Source organism: Prosthecobacter debontii (assembly GCF_900167535.1).
Classification (GTDB): Bacteria; Verrucomicrobiota; Verrucomicrobiia; order Verrucomicrobiales; family Verrucomicrobiaceae; genus Prosthecobacter; species Prosthecobacter debontii.
Genome location: NZ_FUYE01000024.1, coordinates 1 through 16,607, shown reverse-complemented (window position 1 = coordinate 16,607; position 16,607 = coordinate 1). Strand labels below are relative to the sequence as shown.

Annotated in this window: 16 protein-coding genes; 10 read left to right on the top strand and 6 right to left on the bottom strand. The window is 58.5% G+C overall.

The genetic code is table 11. The features are described 5' to 3' along the window. Positions 1–76 precede the first annotated feature (76 nt). On the top strand, positions 77–295 hold the full coding sequence (locus B5D61_RS27115) for a type II toxin-antitoxin system HicA family toxin (RefSeq protein ID WP_078815854.1): 219 nt from the start codon (positions 77–79) through the stop codon (positions 293–295). Here the strand turns inward: B5D61_RS27115 and B5D61_RS23430 are convergent. Next, on the bottom strand, positions 285–530 hold the full coding sequence (locus B5D61_RS23430) for a type II toxin-antitoxin system HicB family antitoxin (RefSeq protein ID WP_139373459.1): 246 nt from the start codon (positions 528–530) through the stop codon (positions 285–287). The genes B5D61_RS27115 and B5D61_RS23430 overlap by 11 nt on opposite strands. Before the next feature lie 100 nt (positions 531–630). On the opposite strand from B5D61_RS23430, the gene B5D61_RS23425 reads away from it, so the two are divergent. Next, positions 631–1,569, top strand: coding sequence for a diacylglycerol/lipid kinase family protein (locus B5D61_RS23425; RefSeq protein WP_078815852.1), 939 nt, complete (start codon positions 631–633; stop codon positions 1,567–1,569). Positions 1,570–1,573: 4 nt separating this feature from the next. Continuing rightward, on the top strand, positions 1,574–2,398 hold the full coding sequence (locus B5D61_RS23420) for a metallophosphoesterase family protein (protein WP_078815851.1): 825 nt from the start codon (positions 1,574–1,576) through the stop codon (positions 2,396–2,398). Positions 2,399–2,423: 25 nt separating this feature from the next. On the opposite strand, the gene B5D61_RS23415 is transcribed toward B5D61_RS23420, so the two are convergent. Further along, entirely contained in the window at positions 2,424–4,667 is a 2,244-nt protein-coding gene (locus B5D61_RS23415; RefSeq protein WP_078815850.1) for a heavy metal translocating P-type ATPase, read from the bottom strand. 160 nt (positions 4,668–4,827) lie between these two features. Between B5D61_RS23415 and B5D61_RS23410 the strand changes: the two genes are divergently transcribed. The 3 genes from B5D61_RS23410 (at position 4,828) to B5D61_RS23400 (ending at position 7,809) form a co-directional block, all read left to right on the top strand. Then, positions 4,828–6,165: a DUF1552 domain-containing protein gene (locus B5D61_RS23410; RefSeq protein ID WP_078815849.1), complete on the top strand. Its 1,338-nt coding sequence runs from the start codon at positions 4,828–4,830 to the stop codon at positions 6,163–6,165. Between the two features lie 205 nt (positions 6,166–6,370). Further along, positions 6,371–7,318 (top strand): helix-turn-helix transcriptional regulator, encoded by a 948-nt coding sequence (locus B5D61_RS23405; RefSeq protein ID WP_139373458.1) that lies wholly within the window; start codon positions 6,371–6,373, stop codon positions 7,316–7,318. A 119-nt stretch (positions 7,319–7,437) separates the two neighbouring features. Next, positions 7,438–7,809 carry a VOC family protein gene (locus B5D61_RS23400; protein WP_078815847.1) on the top strand — a complete coding sequence of 124 codons (372 nt, stop codon included), beginning with the start codon at positions 7,438–7,440 and terminating at the stop codon, positions 7,807–7,809. Between the two features lie 64 nt (positions 7,810–7,873). Here the strand turns inward: B5D61_RS23400 and B5D61_RS23395 are convergent, their stop codons facing one another. Beyond that, positions 7,874–9,319, bottom strand: a complete 1,446-nt coding sequence (locus tag B5D61_RS23395; protein WP_078815846.1) for an FAD-dependent oxidoreductase — start codon at positions 9,317–9,319, stop codon at positions 7,874–7,876. A gap of 44 nt (positions 9,320–9,363) precedes the next feature. Beyond that, a complete protein-coding gene (locus B5D61_RS23390; protein WP_078815916.1) occupies positions 9,364–10,806 on the bottom strand; it encodes an FAD-dependent oxidoreductase in 1,443 nt (480 codons plus the stop codon). A gap of 115 nt (positions 10,807–10,921) precedes the next feature. Here B5D61_RS23390 and B5D61_RS23385 point away from each other — a divergent pair, with 115 nt between their 5' ends. Beyond that, the gene (locus tag B5D61_RS23385; RefSeq protein WP_078815845.1) at positions 10,922–12,067 is read left to right on the top strand and encodes a cysteine desulfurase family protein; all 1,146 of its coding nucleotides are present in this window, start codon (positions 10,922–10,924) and stop codon (positions 12,065–12,067) included. 12 nt (positions 12,068–12,079) lie between these two features. Here the strand turns inward: B5D61_RS23385 and B5D61_RS23380 are convergent, their stop codons facing one another. Next, complete coding sequence (locus tag B5D61_RS23380; protein WP_078815914.1) at positions 12,080–12,838, bottom strand: glycerophosphodiester phosphodiesterase; 759 nt, start codon at positions 12,836–12,838, stop codon at positions 12,080–12,082. 115 nt (positions 12,839–12,953) lie between these two features. On the opposite strand from B5D61_RS23380, the gene B5D61_RS23375 reads away from it, so the two are divergent. Both B5D61_RS23375 and B5D61_RS23370 read left to right on the top strand, forming a co-directional pair. Continuing rightward, positions 12,954–13,400, top strand: a complete 447-nt coding sequence (locus tag B5D61_RS23375) for a DUF2721 domain-containing protein (RefSeq protein WP_078815844.1) — start codon at positions 12,954–12,956, stop codon at positions 13,398–13,400. 53 nt (positions 13,401–13,453) lie between these two features. Then, entirely contained in the window at positions 13,454–14,218 is a 765-nt protein-coding gene (locus tag B5D61_RS23370) for a DUF3800 domain-containing protein (RefSeq protein ID WP_078815843.1), read from the top strand. A 102-nt stretch (positions 14,219–14,320) separates the two neighbouring features. Here the strand turns inward: B5D61_RS23370 and rarD are convergent, their stop codons facing one another. Beyond that, complete coding sequence (gene rarD / locus B5D61_RS23365; RefSeq protein WP_176159634.1) at positions 14,321–15,196, bottom strand: EamA family transporter RarD; 876 nt, start codon at positions 15,194–15,196, stop codon at positions 14,321–14,323. A gap of 111 nt (positions 15,197–15,307) precedes the next feature. Here rarD and B5D61_RS23360 point away from each other — a divergent pair, with 111 nt between their 5' ends. Next, entirely contained in the window at positions 15,308–16,483 is a 1,176-nt protein-coding gene (locus B5D61_RS23360; protein WP_078815841.1) for a radical SAM/SPASM domain-containing protein, read from the top strand. Positions 16,484–16,607 lie beyond the last annotated feature (124 nt).

Genomic DNA, 16,607 nt, shown 5'->3' with positions numbered 1-16,607 from the left:
TCTCTATCCGATTAAAGTGCGATGCTTGGTCGACATCGTGACGTAGGTGTGCCTATGCGGTGCCTATGCGGTGCCTATGAAGCTAACCCCAGTCTCCCGCCCTCAGCTGATCAAACGACTACGTGCGTTGGGTTGGAAAGGGCCAGTTGCTGGTGGTCGGCATCAGCACATGGTGAAGGGAGATATTCAACTAACTATCCCCAATCCACATGGAGGTGGAGATATCGGCGTCAACCTACTCAAGATGATTCTCGATCAGGCGGAAATCTCGCGTGAGGAATGGCTTAGACTTTAACGGCACTTTTTTCCTGAGCTGAAGCAAGCGTAGGTAATCCAAGTCCACGTTTAAGGGCAAGATTTACCCAGTCAGCAAGGGCGGATTCCAACTCCGTCAGAGCTTCTTTTTTGCTCTTCCCAACGGCGAGTAAACCTTTGAACCCGGGGATTTTTGCAGCATGCCCCTCGGGCCCAAGATCAACGACCTGAGCGAGCTTGAGCGCCATCTTCTGGTATTTGAACAGGTTATCCACGAGGCGAATTATACATTCAGTTCGAGGATTCGCAATCACCAGTGATGTGAACCTCCTGTCGCCACGACCACTTTCTGGAGCAGCCTCGTATGATGTTTGGATGGATTCGCCCCCTCGTCGCAAGTTCAGCATCATTCTCAATCGGGAATCTGGAACCCTACGCCGGTTAGGCGTGGAGTCGGTGGAAGCTGATCTCCGGCAAGTGTTGGAGGGGATGGGCTGTGAGGTCGAGTTCCACACGGTGACGGGAAAGCAGCTCAAGGCGACCCTGGAGAAAGCTCGTGATGGCACGGCAGATGCCGTTGTCGTCGGGGGAGGGGATGGCACCGTGGCGGCAGCAGCGAATGCTTTCGCCAGGCACGCCAAGCCTCTGGGCCTGCTCCCCCTGGGCACGTTCAATCTCGCCGCACGGGACGTCGGCATGCCTCTGGATCTGAAAGAAGCCGCCGCAGCGCTCGTGACCGCTCCTGTCACGGAGACGGATTTACTGGATGTCGCTGGGGAGCTCTATCTTTGCATGGTGGTGATGGGGTTTTATCCGGCCCTGGCCATGGCAAAGGAGGAGTATCATGGCAGTTGGATCGTTAAATCCATCCGCACTTTTTGGACGGCGCTCAGCAGTGTGGCCACTTTTCCCCCTCTGTATCTCTGTCTCCAAGAAGGAGAGCAAGTGCTGCGGTATCGTACCCGCATCGCCCTGATGGCGAACAATGACTATGAAGACTTGTTCGGCATCATTCCCAAACGTCGAAGTTTGAATGCCGGGTATTTCACCGTCTATGTGTCCACGCATAGCTCCCAGGTAGGCCTGATGCGCTCATTTTTTGCGTGGGTGCAGGGGCGATGGAAACAAGACAAGGAACTCCAATCGATCCATGCGACCGATCTCGAAGTGCGGGTGACGCGGAAACGTCGTGTGCCGGTGATGATGGACGGGGAGATCAAAAAGATCGCCGTGCCTTTTCGGATCAAGCTGGTGCCGAAAGCGCTGCGCGTCATTGCACCACGGTTGCTGACTGAAACATCCGCAGAGGAGTAAAACGATGCGGCTCGTGCATATCTCAGACCTTCATTTTGGGGCGGTGGATCCCGTGTTGCCGGAGCAACTCCGTGCTGCGATCTTGAAAGTGGAAGCGGATGTCCTCGTCGTGAGTGGAGATCTCACGCAGCATGGGTTGAGCCGCGAGTTTCAAGAAGCGAAGCGTTTCTTGGACAGCCTGCCGCTGCCTCAACTCGTCGTGCCAGGAAATCACGATGTGCCGCGCTGGTGGGTCGTATGGGAGCGCTTTCGTCGGCCTTGGAGCCGTTTTCGCCGCCTCGTGCAGGCCGACCTCGAGCCGGTCTGGACTCAGCCAGGATTGTTCATCGTTGGGACCAATTCCGCACGGGTGGCAGGCTGGCACCCAGATTGGTCTCGAGGTCGCCTCTCGCATCATCAGATGGCGCGTCTGGTGAAGCTGGGAATGACGGCAGAGACATCGGCTTTACGTGTTCTTGTGGTCCACCATCCCCCCGCTGCTCCACCCCAGGGGAGGCGTCGTCACCTCATCGGGCGACAGCGGGAGTTTTCCCAGGCGGTGAATCTAGCGGGAGTGGACTTGGTGCTGGCCGGTCATTTCCATGTCAGTTACGTCCAGGCGCTGCCATTGAGCGGTGGCAGCCAAGCCCGAGACTGCGTGCTGTCCTCCGTTTCCACAGCGACCTCACACCGACGCAAGGGGGAACCCAATGGCTTCCATGTCATCGAAGGGGATGCGCAGACGCTGACCGTGCAGGCCTGGGGCTGGGACGGTGCCGACTTCGTTCCGGGACGTCAGTGGCGCTTCCACTCCGACGTGGAGCGCCGACATTGGCAGGAAAGCCAGTGAGCCGGGTAGGGGAGGCATGGTGATCTCACCCTTCTTTCACAAATAGGAGTCTGAGGCTGTTCAGGCAGACGACCACGGTGCTCCCCTCATGCGTGAGCACCCCGAGGGTGAGGGGGACGATGCCAAACAGGGAGGCGATGGCCATGATGATCACGGCTCCGAGTGAGATGGCGAGATTTTGCCGGATGATCTGGCGTGCTCGATGACTGATGTGCCGGGCCGAGAGGAGTTTCTCGATCTTATCCTGCATCAGCACGATGTCGGCTTGTTCCAGGGCGGCATCGCTCCCACGGGCTCCCATAGCGAGGCTGACATAGGAGGCGGCGAGGCTGGGGGCATCGTTCACTCCGTCGCCGACCATGGCCACCTTCATGCCTTGCTGGGTCATTTCACGGATGGCTTTGACCTTGTCCTCTGGGTGCAGGCCTGCGCGAACGTCCGCCACGCCGAGTTCCTCGGCCACCTGCACCGCTGCGGCTCGGCGATCTCCCGTTAGCATGACGGTGCGCACACCTTCTTCCGCCAGCTTCTTCAGCACAGCCTTGCTACCCTGGCGGATCTCATCCTTCAGCAGGATCCTGCCCATGGCGTTCGCATTCAGCACCCACACTTCGGAGAAGCCGAGCGGTGCGTCGGGCACGTCTTTGAGCCAGCGGGAAAAGTCGCCCTGGTTCATCAGTTCCCGCCGTCCCACATAGGTGATACCACCCTCGGTTAGGCCGCGTAAACCCTGACCAGGGATGGACTGAAACTCCAGCAGCTTGCCAGGTTCGATGCCTTGCTCGCGTGCATGGCGGGTGATGGCGTGGGCGATGGGGTGGTTCGAGTTGGCATCGAGCGTGACACAGAGGCGCAGCACGTCGGATTCTTTCCCAGGTGGGAAGCTTTCCACCTGAGCGACCCGCAGGTTGCCTTCAGTGAGCGTGCCGGTTTTATCCATGGCGATGGCATCCACCTCGGCCAGTTTTTCAATGGCCGCGCCGCCTCGGAAGAGAATGCCGCGCCGAGCCCCCCAGGCGATGGCGGCGAGGATGGCGGAGGGAATGGACAAGACGAGGGCGCAGGGACTCATCACGACCAGCAGGGTCATGGAGCGATAGAATGCGGAGTTGGAGGCCTCGGTGTTTTCAAAGGGAGCGATCCCCAGGACCAACCACCAGATGAAGAACATCACCGCCACCGTGCCTAGCGTGAGCAGGGTGTAGTTGGTGCCAAACCGATCCGTAAAGCGTTGGCTCGGAGCTCTCAGATGCTGCGCGGTCTGAATGAGGCCGATGATCTTGGCCAGGGCACTCTGAGTGGCGGGGCGATCCACCCGCGCCTGAACGAGGCCCCACAGATTCAGCGTGCCGCCGAAGACCTGGGTGCCCACTTTTTTATCGATCGGCAGGGACTCTCCGGTCAGCGTGGATTCATCTGCTGCGGTTTCCCCCTGGGTCACCGTGCCATCCACAGGGAACAGCTCCGCAGGCCGCACCTGCACCGTGTCTCCCACGTGCAGCATGGAGACGGCTCGTTCTTCCGTGCGGCCATCGGGAAAGACCACACGCGCCAGCTTGGGCGCGGCCTTGGTCAGCGCATTGATCTCCCGGTGCGTGCGGTGCAGCACGTAGTGCTCCAGAGCGCCGGAGGTGGAGAACAGGAAGAGCAGCAGGGCTCCCTCCTCCCAGGCATCCACCGCCACCGCCCCTGCGGCCACGGCGAGCATGAGGAAATGCACATCCAGCCGCTTTTCCCGCAGGTTTTCCCACGCATCTTTGGCCGCATCCCAGCCGCCGCTGATCAGTGCAATGCTAAAGAGGCCTTTCGCCACAACGCCTGGAACGCCGAGCTTCTCCGCCACATAACCCGCCACCAGGGCGACGAAGCAGATGGCTGCCTGCACCGCCATCGCCTTCCATTCTTCGGCACTTTGGCGCTCGATTTCCTCCGGCTCCGGCCATTCAAAGTCGCGCCATTTCCAGAATTTCGGGGCGGTGATGCAGCTCGGTTTTCGCAGGGTCAGGCCGTCCCCTTCGCGTGTCAGGGTGAGGCCGCTGACGGAGGCGGACTTTGCGGCCAGGAGCATCTCCTCATCCAGAGCCTTCAGCAGTTCATTGAGCTGAGCTTGCAGCAGTGCAGAATCCACCTGACCGAGCGTCGCGAGCTGCACACTGCGCTCTTCGGGGTTCAGCCGGATGGCCTCGACCCCTTGTTGCTCCAACAGGAAGTCTGCCAGTGCCTCCGTCCAACCAGCCCCAGCCTCAGTCTCAGATGTCGGGAAAACCATATGGCTCAAGCATACGTGTGACCGAGAGGGTTGCATGCCACATCTTGGGAATTCATCCTCTGAAATCACTTCGGCCTTGCCGAGGTGAAAGATTGCGTCTCTCTGCTGCCTTTTGGCCGAAATTTTGCGCCTACCTTCGACGTAGGTAGTTAGACCCCCCATGAAAAGTTCTTCCCAGTTCTCCCGCCGTCAGTTCCTGCGTGGTGCAGGCATCATGCTCGGCCTGCCGTGGTTTGAGTCCGTCTCCTCCTTTGGCGCACCGGTCGTCAAAGGCACTCCACAGGCCCCACGACGCCTGGGGATCTGCTTTTTCGGGAACGGGGTAAACCCGCACCACTGGGGGGCCTCCAATGGCCCTGGCGGGATCGAATTTCTCCAGACTCTGAAGCCCCTGGAGCCGGTGAAAAACAAGGTGATGGTCTTCAAAGGCCTCTGGAACCCCTCCACCGTAGCGGGCCCGGGCGGTCACTATCCGAAGATGAACATCCTCTCCGGTCTGAAGGTGAAGCAAACCACCACGGATGTGGAAGTGGGCCTCACCATGGACCAGATCATCGCCGCCAAGGTGGGGCAAAACACCCCCGTGGCCAGCCTGGCCATCGGCACCGAGGGACCGAAATACAGCACCGACAGCGGCTACACCTCCCTTTACTCCGCCTATCTCTCCTGGAGCAGCCCCACCACGCCAGCTCCCAAGGAAATCTATCCACAGCAGGCCTTCGATCAGCTCTTTGACGACGGTAGCAAGCGTGCCCGTGACAAGAGCGTGCTGGACCTGGTGATGCAAGACGCTAGCAGCCTGCGTGGCAAGCTGAGCCGTCGCGATGGTCAGAAGCTGGACGAATATCTCACCTCCGTGCGTGAACTCGAACAGCGCATCGCCCGGGCTGAGAAACTCAGCACGGCGGAAGCCTCCACCCGTGGCTGGCAACCTAGCGTGAAGACGCCTTGGCTCGCTCGCCCCGCCTCAGGCATCCCGGCTCAGCAGGAGGAGCATGTGAAACTCATGCTGGACATCATGGTGCTGGCTTTCCAGATGGATCGGACCCGTGTGGTGACCAACATGCTGACCAATGATCTTTCTGGCATGAACTTCGGCTTCCTGGGCATCAAGGGCGGTCAGCACGAGCTCTCCCACCATGCCAACGACGCCGAGCGCCTAGCCGCCTATCAAAAAGGCAACGAATACATGGTCAAGGTGTGGTCCGAAGCCCTCCAGAAAATGGAAGCCACCAACGAAGGTGAACGCTCCCTGCTGGATAACAGCATGATCGTCCTCACCTCCAGTCTCTTTGACGGCAATGCCCACGACTCCACCCAGCTTCCGCTGGTGCTGGCCGGTGGCGGTGGTGGCACCCTGCGTGGGGGCCGTTACTTCGATTACAGCAAGGACGAGAACCGCAAGCTCTGCCGTCTGCACCTGGCTCTCATGGACCGTATGGGCGTGAAGACCAGTCACTTCGGTGATGCCGACAATCCGCTCTCCGATCTGGCTTAATTCCTTATCCTTTAGCCTAACCAACAGCCTGCCAAGCGTGCGTTTGGCAGGCTGTTTTGTTTGACGGGGGCATCGCTATCGCTGGCAAGTGATGAGGTCATCTCAAGTAATGTAATAAGGTCCGTCATATACTGAGGGTGTCACTTATTGAATCCATTGCTTGAGGAATGGCGACTTGTTGCCAGCTTGGCACTCCCTCTTTCCCATGAACCGCATTGATCGTCTCACAGGCATGATTCTGCTGCTGCAGAGTCATCGGGTCATCACGGCGGAGCAGATTGCCGCGCATTTTGAGATGAGCATGCGCACGGTGTATCGAGATCTGGCGGCTTTGGGTGAGGCCGGAGTTCCCATCGTGGCCGAGGCAGGGGTGGGTTACAGCCTCATGCGGGGTTATCACATGCCGCCGGTGATGTTTACTGAGCAGGAAGCTGCCGCATTGTTCATGAGTGGTGAGGTCACCGAGCAGATTGCCGATGACACGCTGCGTGGCGCATTACGCTCCGCCTTACTCAAGGTCCGGGCGGTGCTGCCCAAGGAACGTCAGGATCAACTCAATCGCCTGAAGCATGCTGTGGGTGTGTGGCTCAACCCACGCAGCAAGGAGGACAATCATCGCTCCCTCATGCCTCTCCAGCAGGCGGTGGCGCATCGGCGCTGTGTTTCCATGGCCTACAATGCAGGTAGTAAAGGCGTGATCACCAGCCGCATCATCGAGCCTCTGGGCATGATGTTTTACGCCCGTGAATGGCACCTCATCGCCTTCTGCCGATTGCGTCAGGAGTTTCGAGATTTTCGTCTGGATCGCATGGTGCGCTGGGAAGTGCTCACCGAGCGCTTCATGGGCCATGAGAACTTCTCAGTGAAAGCCTTCCTCGAAAGCTCACTCAATGAGCATGCGGTGCTACCCACAACGGTCTGTTTTGCACCTGAGAGCCTTGATCGTGTGCGGCGCGAGATGTCTTGTCCCGACGTCAAGGAAGAGGTGCTGCCGGATGGCCGCGTGCGTATGGAGATGCTGGCTTATTCGCAGGAATGGCTGGTAGGATGGCTGATGAGCTTTGGCAGACATGTCGAGGTGCTGCATCCGCCGGAGCTACGGCAGCAGATGCGGGACATGGCCCTGCACATCGCCAGCCGTCACGAGGCCTGATGCACATTTTTTCAGCAGGCCGAAATCACTCCTGACATAGGGTTGTCAGCAGGGTTGGCTAGGATTCCCACGTCCTGTTCAAGACACAGGCACGACCCCAAACTGAATCCACACCCACCATGAAAACGAACGCTATCAACTGGTTTGAAATTTACGTCACCGATCTGGCTCGCGCCCGCAGCTTTTATGAAACCATCCTCCAGGACAAGCTCCAGGATGCTGGCATGGATTGCTGTGAAATGGCCATCTTCCCCTATGATAACATGAAGGGCATCGGCGGTGCTCTCACCAAGATGGAAGGCTGCCAGCCCGGCCAGACGGGCACGTTGGTTTATCTGAATGTCGAAGGAGATCTGGATGGCGTGCTTTCCCGCGTCACTGCCGCAGGGGGCAAGATCATCCGCGAGCGCTTCGCCATCCCTCCTCACGGTTTCATTGGCATCATTGAGGACACCGAAGGCAATGCCGTGGGCCTACACAGCATGGTGTAACCTAAACGGCAGCGAACTGGGCAAGTGATGCGGTTTCAGGACCGCATCACTTATCTGTGTGTCATTAGACCCGCTGCCCCATGGCTGCGAGTTTGGCGACTCCTTCGGACCAATCCACCTCATGAGGAAGGCGTTTGGAGGTGGCGGCAAGGGCGGCCACGACACCCGCTGCTTCGCCCATGCCGACGGCATTGCCGGTGACACGATAGCTGGCATGAGCGATGAAGTCGCCACTGATGCAGCGCCCAGCCATCATGAGACCATCCACATCTTTGGCGATCATGGCCCGCAGGGGGATGTCGTAGGCTTTGACCTTGATGTCGGTGGCATGGATGGCCGCGGTGCGATTGTGATCGGCACTGGTGGCATGGATATCCACACCGAAGGTGGCTCGGGTGACGCCATCATCGTAGCGGGCTCCTTGGATGAGGTCGTCTTTGTTCATGGTGTAACGACCCGTGATGCGGCGGCCATCGCGCACGCCGATCTGCTCCGCAGTCGCCACGATCTGAATTCCATCCCAGGGGCCACCCAGTCCACGCAGTCCGGCGACCATCTTTTGCATTTCTGAGCGCGCACGCACAGTGGCTGCGGTGATCTCCGCCGCGTCCCAAGGTTTGATGCCATACTCATGGTTAAACATGGCAAAGACCAGATTGCCATGCACATGCCAGAGCGTGGCTCCAGCGTAGGAAGGGAAGTGCCCAGCTTGAACCAGCGCGTCCTTGATGCGCTTCTTCTTTTCGCTGTCTTTATTCTCGCCCGGCAGAGGAACCCCGAAGCGAACGAATTCGCGCAGCTTCTCCACATCCTTCACCATGAGGAGGGCATTGAGCGACATTGGCTGGCAGGGGCATTCCTTAGCCTCACCGATTTCAAAGGAGCATCCGGCCTGAGCGCCGAGATCTCCATCACCGGTGGTATCAATGAAAACGGGGGCACTCCAGGCTTGGCGACCACTTTTGGATTCCGTGACGATGGTGGTCAGCTTCTGGCCTTCTTTGAAAGCAGCGGCGACTCGGGTGTGAAGCTGAAACTTCACTCCGGCTTCGACACACAGATCCTCCAGCAAGACCTTCAGCGCTTCCGGGTCATAACAAAAGCGTGACGTGCTCGTGGAGTTGGCCCGTGCGCCGCGCTCATCCAGCTTATCCCGCAGCTCTTTGGCAAAGCCAGGTTTGTTGAAGTCCAGGAAGTAACCCAGCAAGCCCGCTGTCCACACCCCGCCTAAGCAGCCACGCCACTCGAACAGCCGCACCCGAGCTCCGGCGCGTGCGGCCGTAATCGCCGCTGTGACTCCCGCAGGGCCTGCGCCACAGACGATGACATCCGCATCTTCCACCAGGGGCAGATCCTGAGCAGCCTCGTGAAACACACCTGGCTTGGCGGCTGTGGGGGCCGCGGCGTCATCGGCGGCTAAGGTCAGCCCCGCTGGCATGACTGCACCCGAGAGGGCGGCGCGAAGGAAGGCGCGACGTTTCAGTTCGGTCGAAGAGACATCGGTATTCATAAAAGGATTTAGTTTAGAGGAATGAAAGTAAAAAGGGTTAGGCGCTAGGCTCGCAGGTTAAGCTTCTTGAGTTGGCTCAATCCTTCTTCCCAGGGCACTTCTTGAGGGAGTCGCTTCGTCTGGGCGGCAATGGCAGCCACCACGCCCGCACCTTCGCCCATGCCCACGGCATTGCCCGTGACACGATAGCTGGCATGAGAGATAAAGTCGCCGCTGATGCAACGCCCCGCCATCATGAGGCCATCCACATCTTTAGCGATCATCGCGCGCAGAGGGATGTCATAGGGCAAGGTCTTCACGCCTGCATTGTGATAGCCATGCTTTTCGTTCATCACCTTGCTGGTGGCGTGGATGTCCACGTTGAAGGTGGAGCGAGTGACCGCATCGGGTTGCTTGCGACCTTCGATCAAATCCTCCTTGGTCAGCATGTAACGTCCGCGAATGCGACGACCATCGCGAATGCCGATCTGCTCAGCGGTGGCGACGAGTTGCAGGCCATCCCAGGCACCTCCTAGCGAGCGCAGACCACGCACGACCCGATGGATCTCGGCTCTGGCACGCAGCGTGGCTTCCGTGACGGCGTCCGTATCATAGGCGAGGATGCCATACTCATGGTTAATCATGAGATTGAAGAGGCGCTCCCGCACATGAAACAGGGAGGGCACGCCGTAGCTGGCTTTCAAACCGACACGGGCCAGTTCCAGACGCAGGTTTTCCACGGGCTCCTTACGCCAACCGGGTTGGCTATGGTAGTGAGAGGCAAAAGGGCGCAGAGCATCCGCCTCGGGAGCGATGACCATGGCCATCATCGTCATGGGTTGGCAGGGGCACTCCTTGCTCTCGCCTACTTCCCAGGAGCAGCCCGCCAGGGCGCCCACATCGCCATCCCCTGTGGAGTCAATGAACACCCGAGCCCGCCAGGCTTGCCGTCCGCTTTTCGATTCGGTCACGATGGTGTGCAGGCGTTTTTGATCATCGCTATGCGCTGCGACGACACGGGCGAAAAACTGAATCTTCACACCCGCCTCCAGGCACATTTCCTCCAGCAGCAGCTTCATCTCCTCGGGATCATAAAAGTAATTTCCCGCGCCATTTTGAATGAGGGAGGAGCGCTCTTTCAGCCGCGTCATCAGCTCTTGGTTAAAGCCGGGCTTGTTCGCATCCAGCACATAACTCAGCAGCCCCGCCGTCCACACGCCACCGAGGCAGCCATGGACTTCAAACAAGCGCACGCGGGCTCCTGCACGGGCGGCGACAATCGCGGCGGTGACTCCGGCTGGACCGGCACCGCAGACGATGACGTCCACGTCATCCATGACAGGCACACTGCGGGCGGCCTCCACATACTCACCCGTTGCCGTTTGCGGGCCGGGTTTCCCAGTCTCGGCGGCCGCACCCAGGATCGGGCTGAGAGCCGCGCCAGAAAAGGCCGTGCGGAGAAAATGACGGCGTTTCACATCAGGGGGAGAAGTCAGATCATGAGCCATGGTGAAGAACAGAGGAAAACGCCGTTGAAAGGCCATCTGTTGCGCTTCTTGGTATCGAGTCGCATTTTGTGCTTCACCTCGGTGAGGTGTCGAGCGTCATTTCACCTCCTTTCCTGTGCCTGCTTACTTCGACCATAACGCCACCACTCCTCTGCATCCAGCCGCGCGTCAGGCCTGGCTTCAGGCGAGCGAGCATCATTGGCACAATGCCTCCAGCCTTTACCGCGAAGCGGGGCTGACAAGTCAGGCCCTGGAGGCCGCACGGGAGCAACTGGCGGACCTCATCGGTGTGGAGCCGGAGCGAGTGCTCTTCACCTCGGGGGCCAGTGAGGCGAATAACACCCTGTTTTCAGGACTTGCGCGTTGTTTACCTCCGGATGCCTGCGTGGCCATCTCCGCCATCGAGCACCCGAGTGTGCGGGAAGCCGCGCGTGCTTGGCTGGGACGTGGGCGGGTGATCGAGATCCCGGTGGATGCCCATGGGGTGGTTCAGCCCGAGGCACTCGCCGCGATTGTTCAACGCGAGGCTCCCGCTTTAGTCTCTGTCATCACCGCCAGCAATGAGAGTGGGGTTCTCCAGCCCTGGCAGGCTCTGCGAGGGGTGTGTCGTGAAGCCGGGGTGAGCTTCCATACCGATGCCACCCAGTGGCTGGGCAAACTGGCGGCTGAAGAACTGGGCACCTGCGCTTACCTCACGGGCAGCGCTCATAAATTTGGCGGCCCGAAAGGTGTCGGGTTCCTCGTCATGGCGCATGAGGAGGAAAGCTTCCCGCTTCTACATGGCGGGCCGCAGGAAAACAATCGCCGGGCAGGCACCGAGAACTATCCCGCCATCGCGGCGATGGTCGCTGCCCTGGAAGCGGTGTCGGAACAACAACCCGGCGCCAGTGTGCAACAGGCCGGTTTTCGCGATGCTTTTCTGCTCCAGATGAAAGCCGCCTTTCCAGGCCTACGCGTCATCTCTGAAGAGGCTCCACGACTCTGGAACACCGCACTCATGGTGATGCCTCGGCATGACAATCTGAAGTGGCTCACACGCCTCACCCGGCGTGGTTTTGCCATCTCCACAGGCTCGGCCTGCAGTTCAGGTAAGGAAGGCTCCTCGGTCATTGTCCAGGCGCTCGGCGCGTCCTGGGAAGAGCTGAAACGGGTCGTGCGCATCAGCAGCGGCTGGGACACCTCCGCCGAGGACTGGCAGGCGCTCACAGAAGCCTTCATCGAAGTCGGCCATGAGCTGGATGCCGGTGGCCGACCGCAGTGAGGTGAAGCCTGTTTACTTCTTCTCAATCGCCTCACGCACCATCACGGGATCATCCGTGGTGATGCCATCCACGCCCAGTTCGGCGAGACGGCGCGCATCACCGGCGCGGTTTACGGTCCAGACATGCAGCTCAAGACCGGCATCTTTGATCTCCTTCACCATCGCCTCGCTCCACTTCCACTTCAGGCCCAGATCTAGACCGTCGAGGCCATCCGCCTTGGTGTCAGCAATGAGTTGGGTGAGGTCCACGGGTTGCTTGTTTTCCTTCTCGGAGGAGAGGCGATACACTTTGATCCAGGGCATGGCCTTCTTGCACTCCTGGGCCACCTGACGATCGAAGGCAATGATGCAAAGTTGAGGAGCGCGTAGCTTCCACAGCGCGAGTTGCTTGGCCAAAACGGGCACCACTTCAGGGCCACATTTCACCTCCAGCAGGAATCGCTTTTTGCCGATGGGCATGGTGGCTAGGGCCTCCTTCAGCGTTGGGATTTTTTCACCGGCATAGGCTTTGGATTTGAAGCTGCCTGCATCCAGCGTTTGCAGGTCGGCCATGGTGCTGTCTTTGACGATCTTAGAGACCTTGGTGGTGCGCTTCGTATCGGCATCATGCAGCACAGCGATCTCGCCATCGGCGGTCAGATAGAGGTCCAGCTCGCAGGCATCTGCGCCTTGTTCCCAGGCCAGATTGAAGGACGCCACCGTGTTTTCTGGCGCACGAGAGGAAAAACCCCGATGGGCCACGATTTCCACGGCTTGAGCACTGAGAGACATGGCAAGAACGGCAAGTGAGAAAAAAGACAACTTCATGAATTCGACACTACGCTTCGGAGCGATGATTGCTTTCTGGACGTAAGTTTCTGCAGGAAACTTATCTGTCACGCTCCCCATGACCCTCCCTGATCTCATCCCCACCTTGCAGCTTTCCATTGGCCCCGTCATTCTCATCTCAGGCATTGGCCTGCTGCTGCTGAGCATGACCAATCGTTTCGGTCGGATCATTGATCGCTCACGTCACCTTGCTCGTGAGCTGAGAGCGGGTGAGCCGCGTGATCTTCGCCTCACTCAGGAGTTGCAGATCTTAGCCCGCCGAGCGCGCATCATGCGGGCCGCCATTGCCCTCTCAGGCATCAGTGTGCTGCTGGCTGCGGTGCTTATCATTGATCTCTTCATCGGCTCGCTCCTGCTGTTGCCCGTGGCGACTTCCATCGCCATCGTTTTCAGTCTTTGTCTTGCCAGCCTCATCGCCTCCTTGGTTCTTTTCATCCGCGATATCAATCTCTCCCTCAAGGCCCTGTGGTTAGAGATCCCCGAGCATGTGCATGAGATGAAATAAAATCTATTTTAATCATCGGCAAATGACTGCTGTAAGATATATCTTCTTTAAAGATGAATCTGATTTATCTCGATGAGAGTGGCAATACTGGGAAAAATCTTGCAGATCCCCAACAGCCCGTCTTTGTGCTCGGAGCTTTAATAGTGCCTGAAGGTAAATGGCAACTGGTTGAAACAGACCTCGAAGCGGCTTTGGACAAATATATACCTTCACCAAGGCCTGAGAAATTCGAGATTCATGCAGGCGATGTACGCCAAGGCTCAGGATACTTTAAAGAGGTGTCTGTCACATCTAGGATTGCCCTGCGAGACAATTGGCTGCGAATCGCAAATACCCATGGGTTAAAGTTTATCTATCGAGCGATTACCAAAAAACGTTACCAGCGTTGGCTGGAAGAGGCCTTTGGGAAGGGGGTCACGATCAATCCTCATTTGGTAGCTTTTCCCCTGCTGTCTCAGGTCATTAACAAATGGCTCAAAGAACAAGGAGAGTCAGAGTTAGGAATTTTGATCTCTGATGAGAACCGAGAAGTCGTTGGCGACATTGAACGGTTTCAAAGACTTTTGAGAGCTGAATCCAGTGAACTGAAACTAGATCGGATCATCGAAAAAGGCTTTTTCATCGACTCGCAGCAAAGTTGCCTTCTGCAACTTGCCGACCTTTGCACTTATCAAGCTAGGAAAAAAGAGGAACGTATTGTCGGTCTTCCTCCAAAATCGATCGACGATACAGGCATAGAATTGCTAGAGCCGCTGATTTACAAAGGCCAAGAAGCTTGGCATGACGTCATTCAATGGCTAAGCAAGCTTCCCAGATAAAAAAGGAGCGGCGAGGAACCCAAAGGGTCCGGGTCGCCTGTGGGGCGTCCACGCTCGTCGCAGATTTAGTATAAATGAGGGGAAAAGAATGACAACTATTTTTCAGTTCGCCTTTCTCAGCAAGTCTGTGCAAAAGACCGCGATGGCGCTCCAGATAAATCCAAAGGCGATCAGGGAGAGTGGGCTCAAGGGCTCGCCATAGGCCAGCACGCCCAGCAGAAACTGTCCGGTAGGAGCTAGGAACTGAAGTAAGCCTAACAAACTGAAGGGTAAATGACGGGCGGCATGGGCGAAGCCGAGTAAAGGAACCGTGGTGACAACGCCCAGCCCCATGACCAGAGACACATCACGGGCACCGCCATCACCGAAGACATCCCGCCCCTGGAACTGAGTCCAGACGAGAAACAGCAGGGCCAGGGGTAAGGCCAAGATGGACTCGGTGGCGAGCCCCGCCAGCGGTCCCTGCACCGAGCGCCGCCGCACCAGACCGTAAAAGCCAAACGTGAAGGCTAGCACCAGCGCGATCCAGGGAGGACGCCCAGCCGCCACCATTTGCACGCCGACGCCACAGCCCGCCAGGGCGATGCTCACCTTCTGCCAACGGCTGAGTTTTTCCCCCAGCAACACACAGCCGATCAACACATTTAGGAGCGGATTCAGGAAGTAGCCCAAGCTGCACTCCACCAGATGCCCATGCAGTGCGGACCAGACAAAGGTGCCCCAGTTGACGCCCAGCAGCCCTGCCGCCAAGGCATGCGTTCGGATCACCCGACCTTGCCTCAACTCACGCCACCAGCTCTGCCATTCGCCCCGCATCAGAAGGAGGGGGAGAGTCATGGCTAGGGTCCACACCACGCGTTGAGCCACCGCGATGTCTGCCCCCACGTGACCGATCCATTTCCAATACACCGGCACGATGCCCCAGGTGCCAAAGGCCAGGATGGCGCTCAAGACAGCGGAAGAGGAAGGGCGGGACATGAAGAGGTTGGAGGCTCCTTTAAAGCATGGGTCCATCATCAGCACAACCGCAGCCCAAGAGTGCCCAAGATACGCTGGGCAAAGCCCCAAGAGATGGCGTTTTCTCCTCGCATGATCAATCTCACCCGCCTCTACTGCGATGTTGCCCAGCCGATGGATCACCTGCGTTACGGTCGGGGTCATGGTGCCCCCACCAGCGCTGCTGAGCGTCGCCCGATTGTGGTCTGGAACATCACCCGCCGCTGCAATCTGAAGTGTGTGCACTGCTATCAGGACTCCGATTCCAAGCACTATCCAGGTGAGCTGAATTGGGAACAGTGCCAAGGCGTGGTCGATGATCTCGCCCAGTTCAAGGTGCCTGCTCTTCTCCTCTCTGGTGGGGAACCGATGATCCATCCGCGCTTCTTCGAACTGGCGGAATACGCCACGAGTCAAGGCCTGCGTCTCACGCTCTCCACCAACGGCACGCTCATCACCCCCGAGAAAGCTCAGCGCATCAAGGACATCGGCTTCTCCTATGTGGGCATCTCTCTGGATGGCATGGGTGAGACGCATGATCACTTCCGGGGTCGCACAGGCGCTTTTGAGAAAGCCGTGAACGCCTTCCGCCTCTGCAAAGCTGTGGGACAGAAAGTGGGACTCCGCCTCACGCTGTCCCGGCATAACATCGATGATCTGGATAACATCCTCGACTTTATCGAGCGGGAAGACATCGAGCGCGTGTGCTTCTATCACCTCGTGTATAGCGGTCGTGGCGCAGATCTCATCGAGGTGCCCCATGAAGACACCCGACGAGCGATCGATAAGATTCTCGACCGCACGGCTCTCTGGGCGGCGAGTGGCAAACCGCGTGAGGTTCTCACGGTGGATCAGCCCGTGGATGGTCCCTACCTCTACATGCGCCTGCTCAAAGAAGATCCTGACCGCGCGGCCCGTGCACTGGAACTGCTTTACTGGAACGGCGGCGGCGCCAATAGCTCCGGCACAGGCATCAGCAACATCGATACCCAAGGCTTCGTGCACCCGGATCAATTCTGGCACAGCCTAACCTTGGGCAATGTCAAAGATCGTCCTTTCAGCGAGATCTGGACGAACCGTCATCACCCCGCCTTGAATGCCCTGCGAAATCGCAAAGAGCATCTCACGGGCAAATGCGCCAACTGCCGTTGGCTGAACGTCTGTGGTGGCGGCTTCCGCGTGCGCGCCCTGCAAATGACCGGTGACTTTTGGGCCCCTGATCCCTCCTGTTATCTGCGTGAGGAGGAGACTCTGGCTCAGGCGGCGTGACGGAAGGGGGCGGGCTTCTTCAGTCGCGGAGCGTCCCGGAGTGCGGTGGCAGAGAGGCAAGGGCAGCCTTGCCTCGACGACACCGCTCTCGCTGACACGAGAGATGGCCGAACGAAGTTCAGAC

Excerpts from the sequence above, each read along its gene's own strand:
- B5D61_RS27115 (WP_078815854.1), top strand. The coding sequence starts at position 77 with ATGAAGCTAACCCCAGTCTCCCGCCCTCAGCTGATCAAACGACTACGT.
- B5D61_RS23425 (WP_078815852.1), top strand. The coding sequence starts at position 631 with ATGGATTCGCCCCCTCGTCGCAAGTTCAGCATCATTCTCAATCGGGAA.
- B5D61_RS23420 (WP_078815851.1), top strand. The coding sequence starts at position 1,574 with ATGCGGCTCGTGCATATCTCAGACCTTCATTTTGGGGCGGTGGATCCC.
- B5D61_RS23415 (WP_078815850.1), bottom strand. The coding sequence starts at position 4,667 with ATGGTTTTCCCGACATCTGAGACTGAGGCTGGGGCTGGTTGGACGGAG.
- B5D61_RS23410 (WP_078815849.1), top strand. The coding sequence starts at position 4,828 with ATGAAAAGTTCTTCCCAGTTCTCCCGCCGTCAGTTCCTGCGTGGTGCA.
- B5D61_RS23405 (WP_139373458.1), top strand. The coding sequence starts at position 6,371 with ATGAACCGCATTGATCGTCTCACAGGCATGATTCTGCTGCTGCAGAGT.
- B5D61_RS23400 (WP_078815847.1), top strand. The coding sequence starts at position 7,438 with ATGAAAACGAACGCTATCAACTGGTTTGAAATTTACGTCACCGATCTG.
- B5D61_RS23395 (WP_078815846.1), bottom strand. The coding sequence starts at position 9,319 with ATGAATACCGATGTCTCTTCGACCGAACTGAAACGTCGCGCCTTCCTT.
- B5D61_RS23390 (WP_078815916.1), bottom strand. The coding sequence starts at position 10,806 with ATGGCTCATGATCTGACTTCTCCCCCTGATGTGAAACGCCGTCATTTT.
- B5D61_RS23380 (WP_078815914.1), bottom strand. The coding sequence starts at position 12,838 with ATGTCTCTCAGTGCTCAAGCCGTGGAAATCGTGGCCCATCGGGGTTTT.
- B5D61_RS23375 (WP_078815844.1), top strand. The coding sequence starts at position 12,954 with ATGACCCTCCCTGATCTCATCCCCACCTTGCAGCTTTCCATTGGCCCC.
- B5D61_RS23370 (WP_078815843.1), top strand. The coding sequence starts at position 13,454 with ATGAATCTGATTTATCTCGATGAGAGTGGCAATACTGGGAAAAATCTT.
- rarD (WP_176159634.1), bottom strand. The coding sequence starts at position 15,196 with ATGTCCCGCCCTTCCTCTTCCGCTGTCTTGAGCGCCATCCTGGCCTTT.
- B5D61_RS23360 (WP_078815841.1), top strand. The coding sequence starts at position 15,308 with ATGATCAATCTCACCCGCCTCTACTGCGATGTTGCCCAGCCGATGGAT.